Here is an 18,513-nt window from a genome sequence, read left to right as displayed (position 1 = left end):
CGCACGCCGCGGGCGAAGGAACCCATCATGTCGGAATCCGGAAACAACCGCGGTCAGCCGAGCTGGACGCTCGACCGCAAGTCGCTCGAGCTCGATGTGCGCCGCGAACTCGAGATGCCGTCGCGGCGCCTCTTCAACCGGCGCGTGCTGACGCTCGGCGGCCTGACGATGCTGACCGGCTGCACGCTGCAGGACGACGCATCGGTCAACGCGTTCCTCGAGAAGGTGTCGCGCATGAACGATCGCGTGCAGGCCTGGCTGTTCAGCGGCGAGCGGCTCGCGCCGACCTATACCGAGGCCGACATCACGCGGCCGTTCCCGTTCAACGCGTATTACGGCATCGACGACGTGCCGCACGTCGACGCATCGACGTACCAGCTCGTGCTGTCGGGCCGGGTGACGGGCAAGCGCGTGTGGACGCTCGACGAGCTGTATGCGCTGCCGCACGCGGAGCAGATCACGCGGCACATCTGCGTGGAAGGGTGGAGCGCGATCGGCCGCTGGGGCGGCACGCCGTTCGGCGCGTTTCTGGCACGCGTCGGCGCCGATACGCACGCGAAATACGTCGGCTTCAAATGCGCGGACGATTACTACGAAAGCATCGACATGCCCACCGCGCTGCATCCGCAGACGCTGCTCGCATTCGACTACGACGGCCGTCGCCTGCCGCCAGAATTCGGCTTTCCGATGAAGCTGCGGATGCCGACCAAGCTCGGCTACAAGAATCCGAAGCACATCATGGAAATCTTCGTGACCGATACCTACCCGGGCGGCTACTGGGTCGATCAGGGGTACAACTGGTTCGGCGGATCGTGAGCGGCGGGGCGCGGCCCCGCACCGCCGTGCTTCACGGGTGCTTCACGGGTGCGTCAGGCGGATTCGCGTACCTGCGGATCGACGCGCAGGCCGACCGCCGCCGCCATGCTCACGAGCGCGTCGAACCCGAACAGGTTCATCTTGCCGCGCAGCAGATCGGACCCGCGCGGCTGAGTGACATCCAACTGCTTCGCGGCTTCGGCCGGCTGGCCCTCGCTGGCGTCACGGACATGCGTATCGCATCCGTCGGTCATCGTTTCTTCCCGATCGTCAACGCACGATAGCGCCGTGCGGCCCGCGCGACGTCCGTGCAGCGCATATCCGGCCCCGGATTCCCGTTCGTCCGGATGCCGAAAAATGTCGCGCCGAAACGTCAGTCGATATCCTTTCAGACGGGTCCGATGATGCTTTCGAATCCTTGATGCCATAATGCCGAGCGTGCGCGGCCAAAGCCGTCTGCGCGCGTGTTTTCGACCCTCTGCCGCCGCTTGCCGGTCCTTATTCGTCGCCGTTCGCACTGCCATGTCGTTCCGCACGTTCGTCTCCGCCTTCCTGGTCCCGTCGGGGCCGTTTGCCGGCATTGCCGGCGTCTTTCAGCGGAGCACGCGACACGTCGTGCGGGCGGGCTGAACGATGACGCCGCTCGACCGCCTCCTCGATTTCCTTGCCCGCCTGCCGATCCGGATCCGTCTGCCGCAAAGCCGCGGCGGCCGTGTCGCTCTGGCCCTGGTATTCATCTATTTCGTCTGGGGCTCGACCTACAGCGGCCTGCATTTCGCGCTGCAGTCGTTCCCGCCGCTGCTGCTGTCGGGCCTGCGCAACCTGCTCGGCGGGATCGGTCTGTTCATCTTCGCGCTGCGTCGCAAGCCCGAATGGCCGACGCTGCTGGAAATCCGCAACTCGGCGATCGTCGGCACGATGCTGGTCGCGCTGTCGTCCGGCACCATCGCGCTCGGGATGCGCACGGTCAGCAGCGGCTCGGCCGCGGTGATGGTCGCGACCGTGCCGCTTTTCGCGACCGTGATCGCGGCGGTCGCCGGGCGTCCGGTGACGAAGGGCGAGTGGGCGGCCGTCGCGCTCGGGATGGTCGGCATCGTCGTGCTGAATTCGGGCGGTGCGGCCGCCGCGAACTCGGCGCTCGGCACGATCTGCGTGCTCGCCGGCGCGCTGTTCTGGGCGGGCGGCGCGCATCTCGCGACGCGGCTCAAGCTGCCGTCGGACCTGTTTCTGTCGACATCGCTGCAGATCGGCCTGGGCGGGTTGATGTCCACGATCGCCGCGTGGCTGATGGGCGAGCGCATCGAGCAGGTCGCGGTCGGTCCGGTGTTCGCGTTCGTCTACCTGATGGTGTTCTGCACGATGGCCGCGTACGTCGCGTACGGCTACCTGATTCGCCATACGAGCCCGATCATCGCGAGCAGCTGCATGTACGTGAACCCGATCGTCGCGGTCGCGCTCGGCGCGCTGATGCTCGGCGAGCCCGTGACGACGGCGACCGTGGTCGCGACCGTCGCGATTCTCGGCAGCGTCGGGCTGTCGTTCGTGTTCGATCCGGCGCGCCGGCCCGCGGCGCGCGCGGCGGCCGACGCTTCATCGGCCGCGGCAACCGTGGCCGTCGAATCGGCGGCGGGTGCGGCGTCCGCACCGGATCAGGCCGCGATGCCGGACCCGGCACCGATCCTCGCGCCTTCCGCGGTATCGCTCGCGGTGCCGGTACCGGCTGCCGTCGTGGACCCGGCTGCGGTCATGGATCCCGCCCCGGCATTCACGCTTCCACCGGCCGACGAACCGGCCGCGTCTCGCGCCGACGCGTGACGCCGGCGCGCGGGGCGGCGTTCAGCCGTGCCGTGCGCCGCGATGGTGGGACCAGCCGGCGAGCGCGGCAAACAGCAGGCCGGCCGCGCACATGCCGGTCCAGCCGAACGCGTGCCACGCGGCGACGCCGGCCGACGAGCCGAGCGCGCCGCCAATGAAGTAGCACACCATGTACACGGTGTTCACGCGGCTGCGCGCCTCGGGCTTCAGCGCATAGATGCGCGACTGGTTCGAGATCTGCGCGGCCTGCACGCCGACATCCAGCACGATCACGCCGATCACGAGCCCGACGAGGCTCGTCCCCGACAGCGCGAAAATCACGAACGACGCCGCGAGCAGTGCGATCGCGAGCGAGATGATCGCGCGCGGGCCGCGCTTGTCCGCGAAACGTCCCGCGTATGGCGCGGCCAGCGCACCTGCCGCGCCGACGATCCCGAAGAGACCTGCGGCCTGCGGGCCGAGGTGGAACGGCGCGCCGGCGAGCAGCAGCGTGAGCACCGGCCAGAACGCGCTGAACGCGGCGAACAGCGCGGCGCCGGTCAGCGATGCCTCGCGCAGCCCGCGCAGTTCGACCACGAGGTGCCACATCGAACCGAGCAGCTTGCCGTACGGCAGCGTCGACGTCGGCGAACTGCGCGGCAGTCGCAGCACGATCACCGCGGCCAGCGCGACGAGCGCTGCGACCGATGCACCGAACACCGCCCGCCAGCCGAAATATTCGGCGACGAAGCCGGCCGCCGTGCGCGCCAGCAGGATGCCGAGCAGCAGGCCGCTCATCACGGTGCCGACCGCATGCCCGCGCTCGGCCGGCGGCGCGATTTCGGCCGCGAACGGCACGGCCTGCTGCGCGATCGTCGCGAGCACGCCGATCGCGAGGCTCGCGCCGGCGAGCACCGCCAGCGATGGCGCGGTCGCGGCCACGATCAGCGCGATCGACAGGCCCGCGATCTGCATCAGGATCAGCCCGCGGCGATCGAAACGGTCGCCGAGCGGCGCGAGCAGGAACATGCCGGCCGCGTAGCCGAGCTGCGTCGCGGTCGGCACCGCGCCGATCCATGACGCGCCGTCGGGAAAGGCCGAGCGGAAGCTGTCGAGTAGCGGCTGGTTGTAATAGATGTTCGCGACCGATACGCCCGCGATCGTCGCGAGCAGCAACAGCAGGCTGCGCGAATAGTGGGGCGAGGCGGCGTCGGTCGGACGATCGGTGGAGGCGGCGGACATGGCGGCAACGGAACGAAGTTGGGCGGCGTGGGCGCGCGGCACGGCGTCGGCCGCGCGCCGATCGAGGGTGCCGATCATACCGGAGCACGGTGAATCCTGCCGGCCGTGCCGCCAGGCGATCGGGCGGCACGGCCAGGGCGTGACGGGCCGCTTTCAGTCGCTATCGGTCGCTATCGGTCGCGATCCGCCGAACGGGCCGCGACCGCCCGCAGCCGCCCGTCATCGCGAGCGACGCGCGCCTTCAGTCGACCAGTTCGCCGCTCGGTTCATAGAACGGATAAGGCCCGTCGCCTTCGTCCACGTACACGTGATGGGACATCATTCCCCCTTCCGGCGTAAGCACGTGGACCGCGAACGCGGGCGGCTCGAGCCGGAACGCGGACGGCGCGTCCGCGCGCAGGTCGAACGCGACCTGGTGCGCGGGCGCCGGCACGGCCGACGCAAGCGTGCCGCCAAAGCGCGTGAACATCGTCCGGTGCACGTGGCCGCACAGCACGCGTTCCACGTTCGGATGGCCGCGCAGCAGCGCATCGAGTTTCGCGGCGGCGGCGGGCGCGAGGCGCAGCGCGTCCATGTGCCCGATCCCGGATGCGAACGGCGGATGGTGCAGCGCGACGATCACCGGCCGGTCGCGCGCGGCGTCGAGCTGCGCGGCGAGCCACGCGAGCCGCGCGTCGCACAGGTCGCCGTGGCTGGCGCCTGGCACCTGCGAATCGAGCGCGAGCACGCGCACGGCGCCGACGTCGAGTGCGTACTGCACGAATTCGCCGTCCTGCAATTCGGGGCGATCGGCGAACGCGCGGCGCAGCCCCGCGCGATCGTCGTGATTGCCGACCATCAGGTAATACGGAATCTCGAGCGGCGCGAGCAGGTCGCGCAGATGGCGGTATTCGTCGTCGTGGCCGAAGTCGGTCAGGTCGCCCGTGACGAGCACCGCGTCGGGACGCGGCACCAGCGCGTTGAGCTTCGCGATGCAGCGTGCGAGCGCGGCGGCGGTGTCGACGCGCCGGTACGCGAGCTGGCCCGGACGCTTGATGTGGAGATCGCTGATTTGAGCAAGCAGCATCGTCGTTCCTCGGAATGTCTGGTTATCGTTGGGCGGTGTTACTCACGCGGCGAGTGCGATCAGGCCCTCCGCCGCGATCGCGAGGCCGACCGCCGTGCCGCGCGCGAGCTCGATGCGGCCCGGCACGTCGATGACGAGCGCGTCGGGCGCCGCATGCTCGATCGTGAGCCGCGTGCGCTCGCCAAGGAACGCGCACGCGCCGATCGCGCCGCGCAGCGGCGCATGCGCGGGATCGGCGAGCTGCGCATCCTCCGGGCGGAAGAACCACTCGTCGGCGGCGTGCGGCGTGACGATCGAGCCACCGGTCGTCACGAGCGCGCCGTCCCGCCATTGTCCCGCAAGCCGGTTCAGCGTGCCGATGAACTGCGCGACCGTGCGGTTCGCCGGCCGGTAATAGATGTCGCGCGGCGTGCCGATCTGCTCGATGCGGCCCGCGCCCATCACGACGATCCGGTCGCCGAGCTCCATCGCCTCGGCCTGGTCGTGCGTGACGTACACGGTCGTTACACCGAGGTCGCGCAGCAGCGTATTCATCTCGCGGCGCAGCACGTCGCGCAGCTTCGCGTCGAGCGCGGTCAGCGGCTCGTCGAGCAGCAGCACGCGCGGGCGCACCGCGAGCGCGCGCGCCAGCGCGACACGCTGGCGCTGGCCGCCCGACAACTGATCGACCGGTTTGTCCGCATGCGCGTCGAGCCGCATCATCGCGAGCAATTCGTCGACGCGTTCGCGCAGCGCGCGCGGCTCCGTCTTGCGGATCTTCAGTCCGTAGCCGACGTTGCCGCGCACCGTCAGGTTCGGGAACAGCGCGTAGTTCTGGAACACCATGCCGACCTGGCGGCGCTCGATCGGAAGCGCGGTCACGTCGTCGCCGCCGAACAGGATCGTGCCGCCGGCGTCCGGCGTGTCGAGGCCGGCGATCAGGCGCAACGTCGTCGTCTTGCCGCAGCCCGACGGGCCGAGCAGCACGAGCGTCTCGCCCGCGCCGATCGACAGGTCGAGCGGTTCGAGCACGCGCGTGCCGCGGAACGTCTTCGCGCAGCGGGTCAGGGTGATGGGAGTGGAATCGAGTTTCATGGGAGCGGGAAAGTCAACGCAGGGTCAGCGCGGGCGACGCTTCAGCGCGCGCGTGCCGGACGGATCGACGCCGAGCCACTGCATCGCGACGAGAAGCGGCAGCGTCATCAGCAGGAACACGATCGTGTAGGCGCTGCCGACCTCGAGGCGCAGCGATGCGTAGGTGTCGGCGAGCCCGACGGGCAATGTCTTCGTGTCGGGCGTATGCAGCATCCACGTCAGGTTGAATTCGCCGATCGACAGCGTGAGCACCGCGAGCGCGCCCGCGACGATGCCGGGGCGCAGGTTCGGCAGCACGATCGTGACGAAGCGCGTGACGAACGACGCGCCGAGGCTCGCCGCGCCTTCCTCGAGCGTGCGCAGGTCGGCACCGGCGGCAACCGCCGCGACCGCGCGCACCATGAACGGCAGCGTGAACACGACGTGGCCGACGACGATGAACCACAGGCTCATCCGGAACGCGGTGAAGCCGCCGTACACGACCAGCAGCGCGAGCGCCGAGGCGAGGCCCGGCAGCGCGACCGGCAGCACGAGCGCTTCCTCGATCACGCGGGCGACGCGGTTCTTGCTGCGTGCGAGCGCATAGCCGGCCGGCACGCCGACGACGAGCACGATCGCGAGTGTCGCGAACGCGACGCCGAGCGACAGCGCGACCGAACCCTGGTATTGCTGCCACACCTGTTCGAGCCAGCGCAGCGTGAGGCCGCTCGACAGCCCGCGGAAATAGTTGACGGTGAGGCCCGCGAGCACCGACATCACGACGGGCACGATCAGGAACGCGCACAGCAGCAGCGTGACGCCCCATTGCAGCGCGGCGATCGCACGCGCGCCCGACACGCGCGGCGCTCGCCGTGCGGCGCCGTTTGCATGCGACGGGGCGGGTGCCGGCGACGGCGCCGACGAACCGGAAAGCGATTGCATGAAGAAATCCTCAGGCCGCGGCGGCGGCGGTGTGGCCGGTGAACCGGCGCGCGAGCGCGAGCACGGCCCAGGTGACGATGCCGAGCACGATCGACAGGCCGGCCGCCGTCGCGATGTTCGCGTTCAGCGTGAATTCGGTGTAGATCGTCATCGGCAGTACGTTCAGGTCGGTGGCGAGCGTGAAGGCGGTGCCGAACGCGCCCATCGCGGTCGCGAAGCAGATCGCGCCGGCCGCGATCAGGCCTGGCGCGAGCGCCGGCAGCACGATGTCGACGAAGATGCGCCACGGCGATGCGCCAAGCGAGCGCGCGGCTTCCTCGAGCGACGCGTCGAGCTTCGACGCGGCCGCGATCACCGTGACGATCACGCGCGGAATCGAGAAGTACAGGTAGCCGACGAACAGCCCCGCAACCGAATACGCGAACACCCACTTGTCGCCGGTCAGCTTCGCGGACAGCATCCCGATCAGCCCTTGCCGGCCGGCGAGCATGATCACCATGAAGCCGACCACGACGCCCGGGAACGCGAGCGGAAAGGTGAGCAGCGCGAGCAGCACGCGCTTGCCGGCGAATTCGCGGCGCGCCAGCAGCAGGCCCGAGATCGTCGACAGCGCGAGCGTCGCGAGCGTGACGCCGGCCGACAACGCAACCGTTTCGCCGAGGCTCTTCATGTAACGCGCGTTGCCGAGCAGCGTCGCGTACTGCGTGAAGAACGCGCCGTCGGCGGACACCTGCACGAGTGCCGCCATCGGCAGCAGCCAGAACGCGGCGAACACCGCGAGCGCCGGCGCGACGAGCGCGACGCGCCAGCGCAGCGGGAAAGTCAGGTCGAGCATGGTTTGAGTCCGGCGCTTACTGCATCACCTGCAGATATTGTTGGCCGAACGCCTGCTGACCGGCGGCCATCTTGCCGAAGTCGACCGATTTCGCCCGCGCATATTCGCTCGCCGGCAGGAACTTCGCGGCGACGTCGGCGCCGAGCGTCTGCGCGCGCACCGGACGCAGGTATGCGTTGGCCCACAGCTTCTGGCCTTCGTCGGACAGCACGAAGTCGAGCACCTTCCTGCCGTTCGCATCGTGCGGCGCACCCTTGACGAGGCTCATCACATACGGCACCGCGATCGTGCCTTCCTTCGGAATCACGAACTCGACGTTCGCGTGATCCTTGTACTTCGCGCGATACGCGTCGAAGTCGTAGTCGAGCAGGATCGGAATCTCGCCGGACAGCACGCGCGCATAAGCGGTCTGCTTCGGCACGATAGGCGCGTTGGCCTTCAGCTTGCGGAACCAGTCGAGCGCCGGCTTGAAGTTGTCGAGGCTGCCGCCGAGCGCCTGGTTGACGGCGACCGCGCCCGCATAGCCGACGAACGCGCTCGACGGATCGAGGTAGCCGACCATCCCCTTGTATTCGGGCTTCAGCAGGTCGGCCCACGAGCGCGGAACCGGCTTGCCCTCGAGCGCGTCCTTGTTCACGAAGAAGCCGAGCGTGCCCGAGTGGATCGCGAACCAGTAGCCCTGCGGGTCTTTCAGGTTCGCGGGGATGTCGTTCCAGTGCGCGGGCTTGTACGGCGCGATCACGTCCTTGTCCTTCGCCTGGAACGCCGACGACACGCCGAGATAGACGACGTCGGCGACCGGGCTCTTCTGCTCGGCGATCAGCTGCGCGATCGCCTGGCCCGAGTTCTTGTTGTCGAACGGCACGCGGATGCCGGTCTTCTGCTTGATCGCCGCGATCTGCGCGGCCCAGTCTGCCCATTCGGGCGGGCAGTTGTAGCAGATCGCGGTTTCGTCGGCGTGGGCGGCGGGTGCGAACGCGACGAGCGCGGCGCAGGCGAGGGGTGCCGCGAGCACGCGCAGCAGCGAGGTCAGGCGAAAGGACACGGTGGGTCTCCGGGCAGGGTAAGGGTATGTCGCCGCGCCGTGCGCGATGGCGCGGCGCGTGCGTTCAGGCCTGGTGCAACTGAAGGTCGGCGGCCGGCGGCGCGACCGTCGCGCCGTCGCGCACGGTATGCGGCAGGATCAGCGACGTGCGCTCGATCGTCGCGCCGGCGATGCATTCGACGAGACGCCGCCATGCATGGCGGCCGATGTCCTGGTTCGGCGTCGCGACGCTCGCGAGCGGCGGCGCGAGCAACTCGCCGATCGCGATGCCGTCGAAGCCGAGCACCGACAGGTCGTCGGGAATCGAGAAGCCCGCGCGGCGCAGGCCGCGCATGACGACCATCGCGAGCAGGTCGTTGCTGCAGAAGAGGGCGGTCGGGCGCGTGGCCTGCGCGGTGAGGTGCGCGAGCACCGCGTCGGGCAACTCGGCCGCGTTGAAGTCGACTTCGACCGGCGGCAGCGTTGCGACGCCGGCTTCCTCGAGTGCCTGCGCGTAGCCGAGATGGCGCTGGCGTGCGCGATCCGACGCGGCGAGCGAGCCGGCCAGCATCAGCACGCGGCGATGACCGCGCGCGGTCAGCAGACGGACGCCGTCATAGGCGGCGCGGCGGTTGTCGACCGACACCGACGGGCGGCGTTGCGTGTCGTTGTGCATCAGCACGTAATGCGGGCCGTCGCGGTCGAGCATGTCGAGCAGCGGATGCGTGTCCGCATCGGCGACGGTCAGGATCAGCCCCTCGACGCGCTGCTCGCGCAGCGTCTCGATCGCATGGCGCTCGCGCGCCGCATCGTATTCGGTCGTCATCAGGATCAGCTTGAAGCCGGCCGCGGTCGCGAGTTCGTCGATGCCCTGCAGGCAGTCGGCGAAGACCGGGTTCGACAGCGTCGGCACGACGACGCCGACGAGCCGCGTGCGCTCGCCGCGCAACTGCCGGCCGAGCGGGCTCGGGCGGAACTGCAGCGTGTCGATGGCGGTGCGGATCGTCGCCAGCGTGGCGGGGCTGACGGTGTGCGGCGCGTTGATCGCGCGCGAGACGGTGGCGATCGAGAAGCCGGCGAGCGCGGCGACGTCCTTGATGGTCGGGGTCATGAAGTTACGCGATGTAAACGTTTTCGGCAGGGGAATTATCGAAAACGTTTGTGACTTCGCGATGACGCGCGAGACGTCTGTTTCGCGAGCAGCACGACACAAACATCTGACGTTTGGCGCCCGGCGAGCGGGGCGGATTCGATTGTATCGGCGGATGCTGCGGCGCGGGGCGAAATCGATGAAGGTGTCGCGTCGATGTCGATGACGGCGGATAGATCGGGGCGCGGACGGTGCGGGCCGACATGCTGCGTCGCGATGCAATGCGCGTGAATCCGCTAACGCATGTGCAAGCAATGGTAGAATCGCGTCCGCCCTTTTGCCGGGGTGATGAAATTGGTAAACATAGCGGACTTAAACGATTGAGTGCCCGGCCGGAAACGGTCGGTGCAGAACCCTTCAAATTCGGCGAAACCCCTGATGCGCGCATCGAGGCAACGCCGAGCCAAGCCTCGCGGTACAGCTCAAGCGAGGAAGGTGTAGAGACTAGACGGGGGGCGCCTAAGGCGCACGGGCGGCGATCACGCCCGCGCGCGACGGCGAAGGCATAGTCCAGCGCACAAACGGCTTCGTTTCGACGCAGCCGGCTTTGAAAGAAGCAGTGTGACGAAAATCCGCCGCCTTGATTGGCTTGCCGGTTCAAGTCCGGTCCCCGGCACCAGATTCGCTTCAATGCGATGCCATGAAGTTCAGAAGACCCGCGAGAAACACGTTTCTCGCGGGTTTTTTGTTTTCAGGCACTGCTCGAGTGCCATTCACGTCCGAGGGCATGCGGGTGTATGCCGGCGTATGGGTACGGGCTGTTACGCGTCGCACGTCGTCGCCCCCGGTGAAGTGGTCTTTACCACCCTGCTATCCGGTTTCCGTGCCGAAAAATAGTCTCCGTTCCGGAGAGCACCTTTCCGCTGCCGGTCACTAACAGTAGAAAAACGGCTCATTACACTGCGCCCGTCGCATCGCGGGATACATCGACGCGGCACGCATTCGCAGCGCGCAAGCCTTGCGACCAGCAAACGAGAGACCTTGGGGGGTAAATCATCATGAACAAGCGTTGGGGGATCATCGTGCCCGCCGCGTTGCTTGCCACCGCCGCGCATGCGCAAAGCAGCGTGACGCTCTACGGCAAGATCGAGGACGGTATCAACTACACGAGCAACGCACGCGGCCACGGTACCGTGCAACTGCAAAGCGGCTACGATTACGGCAGCCGCTGGGGCATCAGGGGTACAGAGGACCTCGGCGGAGGCTACCAGGCCATCTTCACGCTCGAGAGCGGTTTCGACGTCAACAACGGGAAAATGAGCCAGGGCGGCCGGGAATTCGGCCGTCAGGCTTTCGTCGGCATCGCGTCGGAGCGTTACGGCACCGTGACGTTCGGCCGCCAGTACGATCCGAGCGTCGACATTTTCTCGCCGCTCACCGCGAACGGAAACTGGACGGGCTATCTGTTTGCGCATCCCTACGACAACGACAACACCGATTACTCGTTCCGGGTGAACAATTCGGTGAAGTACGTGTCGCCGGTGTGGCACGGGATTACCGCGGAAGCCATGTACGGATTCAGTAATCAGGCGGGCGGCTTTGCGAACAATCGTCTGTATGGCGCCGCGCTGCAGTACCAGCAGGGCGGGCTGACGGTCGGCGCGTCGTATTTGAAGATCAACAACGCACACAATGGCGATACGACCGGCGCGATCACCGGCGACAACACGTTCGATGCGTCGTCGCAGCAGAACATCGGCATCGGCGTGAACTACGCGTTTGCGAATGCGCTCGTCGGGTTCACATACTCGCACGTGGATGTGTACGATCCGACGTCCAATGCGTATTTCACCGGGACGACGCAGCCGGCCGGCGGCACATGGAACGCGTGGAAATTCGATAACTTCGAGGTCAACGGGCTCTATCATTTCACGCCCGCGTTGTACCTCGGCGCGGCTTACACCTATACGCAGGCCCGTGTCGCCTCGACGGTCGGCTCGTTCAATCCGAAGTGGCATCAGTTGAGCACGAAGTTGAATTACGACATGTCGAAGCGCACGTCGGTATTCGTGGAAGGGGTCTATCAGCATGCAATGAACGCACACACCGGGACCGACTTCGACTACGCGTACGTTCCGGGCGCGACCGACATCTCGTCGAGCCCGAACCAGTACGTCGTGCGTGTCGCGCTACTGCATCATTTCTGACACGGCTGCTGTTCGCGGGCACCGTTCGCCACCCACCGCATCGGCCCGCACGCGATAGCGTGAAGGATCGCGGGCCGTTCTCCTCTTGCAGTGGTGCCGGAGAGGTGGATCGTGTGGAGGCCGGCCTCGATAAGACCCGCGAGATGCCATGCACTCGCGGGTTTTTCATTGTGCGCGCCGCCCGCATCGGCGTTGCGACGCTGCCCGCGGTGCAGCTTCGCTGCGACGAACGTGAGGCCGTGTGATACTTGGAACACACGTCGCGCCGCACGCATGTGCTTCACCGGCACACGCACACGCACCTGCGCCGAGCGCTTTCAACACCATTTGCCTGTCGCAACACGATCCGCCATGACCGATTCGAACTACCACTATTACGAACCGTCGCAAGGCCACGGGCTGCCGCACGACCCGCTGAACGCAATCGTGGGTCCGCGCCCGATCGGCTGGATTTCATCCCGAGGCGCCGACGGCACGCTCAACCTCGCGCCGTACAGCTTCTTCAACGCGTTCAACTATCGTCCGCCGATCATCGGCTTTTCGAGCACCGCCGCGAAGGACAGCCTGCGCAACGTGCAGGAAACCGGCGAGTTCGTCTGGAACCTCGCGACGCGCGACCTTGCCGAGCGGATGAACCAGACCTGTGCCGCGGTGCCGTATGGCGTCAACGAATTCGAACTCGGCGGCCTGACCGCGATTGCGTCGCGCCTCGTCGACGTGCCGCGCGTGGCGGAAAGTGGCGTGAACTTCGAATGCAAGGTGACCGACGTGATCCGGCTGCGCGATCACCGCGGCGTCGAGACCCCGGCGACGCTGGTGCTCGGCGAGGTCATCGCCGTGCATATCCGTCATGACCTGCTGAAGGACGGCATCTTCGACACGTTCGGCGCGGGCATCATCCTGCGCGCCGGCGGCCCATCGGCCTACGTGCACGTGACGCCCGGCAGCCGCTTCGACATCGCGCGCCCCGACGCGTGATTCATCGCCCGCCGGGGCCAGCCGGCCAGCCGGCCGAGCTGGCGCGCAAGCGCCCCGACGCACCGAGACCCCGCCGGGATCCAGGATTTCGCGGGGTCTTTTGCTTCGGATCTTCCGATATGACCGCGGTGTGCCGATCGGTCCGGCCTCGATACGCACGCTCCACCGGCCGTTGACGCAGTGCAGCACGGGCGGCGTGCGTTCACGCCGCCGCCAGCATCGATCGTCCATCGACCCCGCCATGGCAAATCTGCTCACCCGCAACGAGCGGGTTGGCCATCGACGTTTCGCGCCATAAGGCATAAATTTCCAAGGTTGGCGTGCTTATCCGTGCGCCAGCTCGCGCGTGAGCCGGCAACCGGCCGCGCGTTTCCATCAGCGTGAGACACAATCGAGCGTGGAGACGACACCATGAGCCTGTCAGAGCCATTGCGTCTGCATGTGCCGGAGCCCACCGGGCGTCCGGGCTGCAAGACGGATTTTTCCTATCTGCATCTATCGCCGGCCGGCGCGGTTCGCCGCCCGCCGATCGACGTTGCGCCGGCGGATACCGCCCACCTCGCCCGCAGCCTGGTGCGCGTGCTCGACGACCACGGCGAAGCCCTCGGCCCGTGGGCGCCGGACCTCGACGATGCGCGCCTGATCGCGGGGATGCGAGCGATGCTCAAGACCCGCATCTTCGACGCGCGCATGATGATCGCGCAGCGTCAGAAGAAGATCTCCTTCTACATGGTGAGCCTCGGTGAAGAGGCGATCGGCGCCGCGCATGCGATGGCGCTGCGTCACGGTGACATGTGCTTCCCGACTTACCGCCAGCAAAGCATCCTGATTGCGCGCGACGTGTCGCTCGAACGGATGATCTGCCAGTTGATGTCGAACGAAGGCGATCCGCTGAAGGGGCGCCAGCTTCCGGTCATGTATTCGGACCGCGAAGCCGGCTTCTTCTCGATCTCGGGCAATCTGGCGACGCAGTTCATCCAGGCGGTCGGCTGGGCGATGGCGTCGGCGATCAAGGGCGACACGAAGATCTCGTCCGCATGGATCGGCGACGGCGCGACCGCGGAATCCGACTTTCACACCGCGCTGACGTTCGCGCACGTGTATCGCGCGCCGGTCGTGCTGAACGTCGTCAACAACCAGTGGGCGATCTCGACGTTCCAGGCGATCGCGGGCGGCGAGGGCACGACGTTCGCCGGGCGCGGCGTCGGCTGCGGCATCGCTTCGCTGCGCGTCGACGGCAACGACTTCCTCGCGATCTACGCGGCATCGACTTGGGCGGCCGAACGCGCGCGCCGTAATCTCGGCCCGACGCTGATCGAGTGGGTGACCTATCGCGCCGGCGCGCACTCGACGTCGGACGATCCGACCAAATACCGGCCGAGCGACGACTGGGCACATTTTCCGCTCGGCGATCCGATCGCCCGCTTCAAGCAGCACCTGATCGCGAAGGGCATCTGGTCGGACAGCGCGCACGACGCGCTCACGGCCGAGCTGGAGGCCGAGGTGATGGCCGCGCAGAAGGAAGCGGAGAAGTTCGGGACGCTGGCCGACGACCGGATTCCGTCGCCGGCCTCGATGTTCGACGACGTGTACAAGGAGCTGCCCGCGCATCTGCGCCGTCAGCGCCAGGAACTGGGAGCCTGATCATGGCGCAACATGAAACGACGACGGCATCGGCGCAGCCGATGACGATGATCCAGGCGCTGCGCTCCGCGATGGACGTGATGCTCGGCCGCGACGACGACGTGGTCGTGTTCGGGCAGGACGTCGGCTACTTCGGCGGCGTGTTCCGCTGCACCGAGGGGCTGCAGGCCAAGTACGGCAAGTCGCGCGTGTTCGATACGCCGATCTCGGAAGGCGGGATCGTCGGCGCCGCGGTCGGGATGGGCGCGTATGGATTGCGGCCGGTCTGCGAGATCCAGTTCGCGGACTACTTCTATCCGGCGTCCGACCAGATCGTGTCGGAAGGCGCGCGGCTGCGCTACCGCTCCGCGGGCCAGTTCACGGCGCCGATGACGATCCGGATGCCGTGCGGCGGCGGCATCTACGGCGGCCAGACGCACAGCCAGAGCCCGGAGGCGATGTTCACGCAGGTCTGCGGATTGCGTACGGTGATGCCGTCGAATCCGTACGACGCGAAAGGACTCCTGATCGCCTCGATCGAGAACGACGATCCGGTGATCTTCCTCGAACCGAAACGCCTGTACAACGGGCCGTTCGACGGCCATCACGAGCGTCCCGTCACGTCGTGGCTCAAGCATCCGGGCAGCGCGGTGCCGGAAGGCTATTACACGGTGCCGCTCGATACGGCTGCCGTCGTGCGGCCCGGCAACGACTTGACGGTGCTGACGTACGGCACGACCGTGCACGTGTCGCTGGCCGCCGCCGAGGAGACCGGCATCGATGCGGAAGTGATCGACCTGCGCACGCTGTGGCCGGTCGATCTCGACACGATCGTCGCGTCGGTGCGCAAGACCGGCCGCTGCGTGGTGGTGCACGAAGCGACGCGCACCTGCGGCTACGGCGCGGAACTGGTGTCGCTCGTCCAGGAGCACTGCTTCTACCATCTGGAAGCGCCGATCGAGCGGACGACCGGCTGGGACACGCCGTATCCGCACGCGCAGGAATGGGCGTATTTCCCCGGCCCGGCGCGGGTCGGCGAAGCGTTGCGACGCGTGATGGAGGCCTGAGATGGGGATTCATGTCATCAAGATGCCGGATATCGGCGAAGGGATTGCCGAGGTCGAGCTGGTGGCCTGGCACGTGCAACCGGGGCAGACGATCGCCGAAGACCAGCCGCTCGCCGATGTGATGACCGACAAGGCGGCGGTGGAGATTCCGTCGCCGGTGGCCGGCAAGGTGCTGGAGCTTGGCGGGCGAATCGGCGAGATGATGGCGGTCGGCAGCGAGTTGATTCGTCTCGAAGTCGAAGGCGACGGCAACCTGAAGCCGGCCGCGAAGGCGCGCGATGCCGGCGCGGAGGTGACGCAGCCTCCGGCGGCGGTCGATGTGCGTGCGGAGCCGTCGTCCATCGCTGAGGGATCCGAAACACATGCGTCACCGACGGCGACGCCGCCTGCCGCGTCCCGCGTGCCGGCCGAGCCGGGCCGCGCGGAACACGCGGTGCCGCCGCGCGCGGCGCTCGCGCCGGGCGAACGGCCGCTCGCGTCGCCGGCGGTGCGCCAGCGCGCATGGGACATGGGCATCGAGCTGCGCTACGTGCGCGGCACCGGCGAAGCCGGGCGGATCCTGCATGCGGACCTCGATGCGTACGCACGCACGGGCGGCGGCGCGCCGCGCGGATCCCAGGCGCGCGGCTACGACGAGCGCAACGACGAAACCGACGTGCCGGTGATCGGCCTGCGGCGCGCGATCGCGCGCAAGATGCAGGAAGCGAAGCGCCGCATTCCGCACTTCAGCTACGTCGAGGAGCTCGACGTCACCGAGCTCGAATCGCTGCGCGCCGAGCTGAACCGGCGCCACGGCGACACGCGCGGCCGGCTCACGCCGCTGCCGCTGCTGATTCGCGCGATGGCGATCGCGCTGCGCGACTTCCCGCAGATCAACGCGCGCTACGACGACGAAGCCGGTGTGGTCACGCGCTACGGCGCGGTGCACGTGGGCGTCGCGACGCAGACGGACGGCGGTCTCACGGTGCCGGTCCTGCGTCACGCGGAAGCGCGCGACGTGTGGTCGATCTCGGCGGAAATCGCGCGGCTCGCCGACGCGGTGCGCGCGAACCGCGCGCAGCGCGACGAACTGACCGGCTCGACGATCACGATCTCGAGCCTGGGTGCGCTTGGCGGCATCGTGTCGACGCCGGTCATCAATCATCCCGAGGTCGCAATCGTCGGCGTGAACCGGATCGTCGAGCGGCCGATGATCCGCGACGGCGCGATCGTCGCGCGCAAGATGATGAACCTGTCGTCGTCGTTCGACCATCGCGTCGTCGACGGCGCGGATGCGGCCGAATTCATCCAGGCCTTGCGCGGGTTGCTCGAGCGTCCGGCGCTGCTGTTCGTGGAGTGAGCGCGATGAAGAACGAACACACCACGTTGCTCGTGATCGGCGGCGGGCCGGGCGGCTACGTCGCTGCGATTCGCGCGGGGCAGCTCGGCATTCCGACGGTGCTGGTCGAGCGCGAACGGCTCGGCGGCACGTGCCTGAACATCGGCTGCATTCCGTCGAAGGCGCTGATCCATGTCGCCGATGCGTTCGAGCAGGCGTGCGGGCAGGCCGGCGACGGGATGCTCGGGATTCGCGTGCGCACGCCGGAGATCGACATCGCGAAAAGCGTCGCGTGGAAGGACGGCATCGTCGAGCGGCTCACGCGCGGCGTCGGCGCGCTGCTGAAGAAGCACGGCGTGCGCGTGTTGCACGGCGATGCACGCGTCGTCGACGGCAAGACAGTCGACGTCGTCACCGGCGACCACACGACGCGGCTCGCATGCGAGCACCTGTTGCTCGCGTCGGGTTCGGAACCGGTCGCGCTGCCGTCGATGCCGTTCGGCGGCCACGTCGTGTCGTCGACCCAGGCGCTGTCGCCCGCGTCGTTGCCGAAGCGGCTGATCGTCGTCGGCGCCGGGTACATCGGGCTCGAACTCGGATTCGTCTATCGCAAGCTCGGCGTCGACGTCGGCATCGTCGAGGTAGCCGAACGCGTGCTGCCCGCATACGACGCGGAACTCGCGAAGCCGGTCGCCGATTCGCTCGCGCGGCTCGGTGTCGGGCTCTGGCTGGGCCACAAGGTGCTGGGCCTCGCGAGCGACGGCGCGGTGCGCGTGCAGGCACCCGACGGCGCGGAGAAGACGCTGCCGGCCGATCGCGTGCTGGTCGCGGTCGGCCGCCGGCCGCGCGTCGACGGCTTCGGGCTCGAATCGCTGCCGCTCGATCGCAATGGCCGCGCGCTGCGCATCGATGACGAATGCAGGACGTCGATGCGCAACGTATGGGCGATCGGCGACGTCGCCGGCGAGCCGATGCTCGCGCATCGCGCGATGGCGCAGGGCGAGATGGTGGCCGAGCTGATCGCCGGACGCCGCCGCAAGTTCACGCCGGCATCGATCCCGGCCGTGTGCTTCACCGATCCCGAGGTCGTCACGTCCGGCTGGTCGCCCGACGACGCGAAGGCGGCCGGCGTCGACTGCATCAGCGCGTCGTTCCCGTTCGCGGCGAACGGCCGCGCGATGACGCTGCAGGCGACCGATGGCTTCGTGCGCGTCGTCGCGCGGCGCGACACGCATCTGATCGTCGGCTGGCAGGCGGTCGGGCGCGGTGTGTCGGAACTGGCCGCGGCGTTTTCGCAGTCCCTCGAGATGGGCGCGCGGCTCGAAGACATCGGAGGCACGATCCACGCGCATCCGACGCTCGGCGAAGCGATGCAGGAGGCGGCGTTGCGCGCGCTGGGGCATGCGTTGCATGTGTGATCTCCGCGTCGTTGCTCATATCGATCGAAGCCCCGCCACT

At 68.0% G+C, this 18,513-nt stretch carries 15 protein-coding genes and 1 pseudogene; 8 read left to right on the top strand and 8 right to left on the bottom strand.

Annotation, left to right across the window (positions count from 1 at the left end):
- Positions 1–27 precede the first annotated feature (27 nt).
- On the top strand, positions 28–816 hold the full coding sequence (locus WS66_RS23575) for a molybdopterin-dependent oxidoreductase (RefSeq protein ID WP_059603447.1): 789 nt from the start codon (positions 28–30) through the stop codon (positions 814–816).
- A 53-nt stretch (positions 817–869) separates the two neighbouring features.
- Here the strand turns inward: WS66_RS23575 and WS66_RS23570 are convergent.
- Positions 870–1,019 (bottom strand): annotated as a pseudogene (locus WS66_RS23570) (XRE family transcriptional regulator); the annotation flags it as partial.
- Between the two features lie 430 nt (positions 1,020–1,449).
- Between WS66_RS23570 and WS66_RS23560 the strand changes: the two are divergent.
- Positions 1,450–2,631 carry an EamA family transporter gene (locus tag WS66_RS23560; RefSeq protein WP_059603453.1) on the top strand — a complete coding sequence of 394 codons (1,182 nt, stop codon included), beginning with the start codon at positions 1,450–1,452 and terminating at the stop codon, positions 2,629–2,631.
- Between the two features lie 21 nt (positions 2,632–2,652).
- Here WS66_RS23560 and WS66_RS23555 read toward each other — a convergent pair whose 3' ends face one another.
- From WS66_RS23555 to WS66_RS23525, 7 genes are all read right to left on the bottom strand, one after another.
- The gene (locus WS66_RS23555) at positions 2,653–3,852 is read right to left on the bottom strand and encodes an MFS transporter (RefSeq protein ID WP_059603642.1); all 1,200 of its coding nucleotides are present in this window, start codon (positions 3,850–3,852) and stop codon (positions 2,653–2,655) included.
- Between the two features lie 241 nt (positions 3,853–4,093).
- The gene (locus tag WS66_RS23550; protein WP_059603455.1) at positions 4,094–4,918 is read right to left on the bottom strand and encodes a phosphodiesterase; all 825 of its coding nucleotides are present in this window, start codon (positions 4,916–4,918) and stop codon (positions 4,094–4,096) included.
- A 42-nt stretch (positions 4,919–4,960) separates the two neighbouring features.
- Entirely contained in the window at positions 4,961–5,992 is a 1,032-nt protein-coding gene (locus tag WS66_RS23545; RefSeq protein WP_059603459.1) for an ABC transporter ATP-binding protein, read from the bottom strand.
- 24 nt (positions 5,993–6,016) lie between these two features.
- Positions 6,017–6,913, bottom strand: coding sequence for an ABC transporter permease (locus WS66_RS23540; RefSeq protein WP_059603461.1), 897 nt, complete (start codon positions 6,911–6,913; stop codon positions 6,017–6,019).
- A 10-nt stretch (positions 6,914–6,923) separates the two neighbouring features.
- Positions 6,924–7,748: an ABC transporter permease gene (locus tag WS66_RS23535; protein ID WP_059603465.1), complete on the bottom strand. Its 825-nt coding sequence runs from the start codon at positions 7,746–7,748 to the stop codon at positions 6,924–6,926.
- A 16-nt stretch (positions 7,749–7,764) separates the two neighbouring features.
- The gene (locus WS66_RS23530; protein WP_059603467.1) at positions 7,765–8,793 is read right to left on the bottom strand and encodes an ABC transporter substrate-binding protein; all 1,029 of its coding nucleotides are present in this window, start codon (positions 8,791–8,793) and stop codon (positions 7,765–7,767) included.
- Positions 8,794–8,857: 64 nt separating this feature from the next.
- The gene (locus WS66_RS23525; RefSeq protein ID WP_059603472.1) at positions 8,858–9,883 is read right to left on the bottom strand and encodes a LacI family DNA-binding transcriptional regulator; all 1,026 of its coding nucleotides are present in this window, start codon (positions 9,881–9,883) and stop codon (positions 8,858–8,860) included.
- Positions 9,884–10,920: 1,037 nt separating this feature from the next.
- Between WS66_RS23525 and WS66_RS23515 the strand changes: the two genes are divergently transcribed.
- The 6 genes from WS66_RS23515 (at position 10,921) to lpdA (ending at position 18,473) form a co-directional block, all read left to right on the top strand.
- On the top strand, positions 10,921–12,069 hold the full coding sequence (locus tag WS66_RS23515) for a porin (RefSeq protein ID WP_059603475.1): 1,149 nt from the start codon (positions 10,921–10,923) through the stop codon (positions 12,067–12,069).
- Between the two features lie 351 nt (positions 12,070–12,420).
- A complete protein-coding gene (locus WS66_RS23510) occupies positions 12,421–13,047 on the top strand; it encodes a flavin reductase family protein (RefSeq protein WP_059603478.1) in 627 nt (208 codons plus the stop codon).
- 411 nt (positions 13,048–13,458) lie between these two features.
- Positions 13,459–14,691 carry a 3-methyl-2-oxobutanoate dehydrogenase (2-methylpropanoyl-transferring) subunit alpha gene (locus WS66_RS23505; protein ID WP_059603482.1) on the top strand — a complete coding sequence of 411 codons (1,233 nt, stop codon included), beginning with the start codon at positions 13,459–13,461 and terminating at the stop codon, positions 14,689–14,691.
- A gap of 2 nt (positions 14,692–14,693) precedes the next feature.
- The gene (locus WS66_RS23500) at positions 14,694–15,737 is read left to right on the top strand and encodes an alpha-ketoacid dehydrogenase subunit beta (RefSeq protein ID WP_059603485.1); all 1,044 of its coding nucleotides are present in this window, start codon (positions 14,694–14,696) and stop codon (positions 15,735–15,737) included.
- A 1-nt stretch (position 15,738) separates the two neighbouring features.
- Complete coding sequence (locus WS66_RS23495; RefSeq protein WP_059603487.1) at positions 15,739–17,076, top strand: dihydrolipoamide acetyltransferase family protein; 1,338 nt, start codon at positions 15,739–15,741, stop codon at positions 17,074–17,076.
- Between the two features lie 5 nt (positions 17,077–17,081).
- Positions 17,082–18,473 (top strand): dihydrolipoyl dehydrogenase, encoded by a 1,392-nt coding sequence (gene lpdA, locus WS66_RS23490; RefSeq protein WP_059603490.1) that lies wholly within the window; start codon positions 17,082–17,084, stop codon positions 18,471–18,473.
- Positions 18,474–18,513: the final 40 nt, after the last annotated feature.

The sequence above is a fragment of the Burkholderia sp. LA-2-3-30-S1-D2 genome (assembly GCF_001523915.2).
Lineage (GTDB): Bacteria > Pseudomonadota > Gammaproteobacteria > Burkholderiales > Burkholderiaceae > Burkholderia > Burkholderia diffusa.
This window is presented reverse-complemented; position numbering and strand designations above follow the sequence as displayed.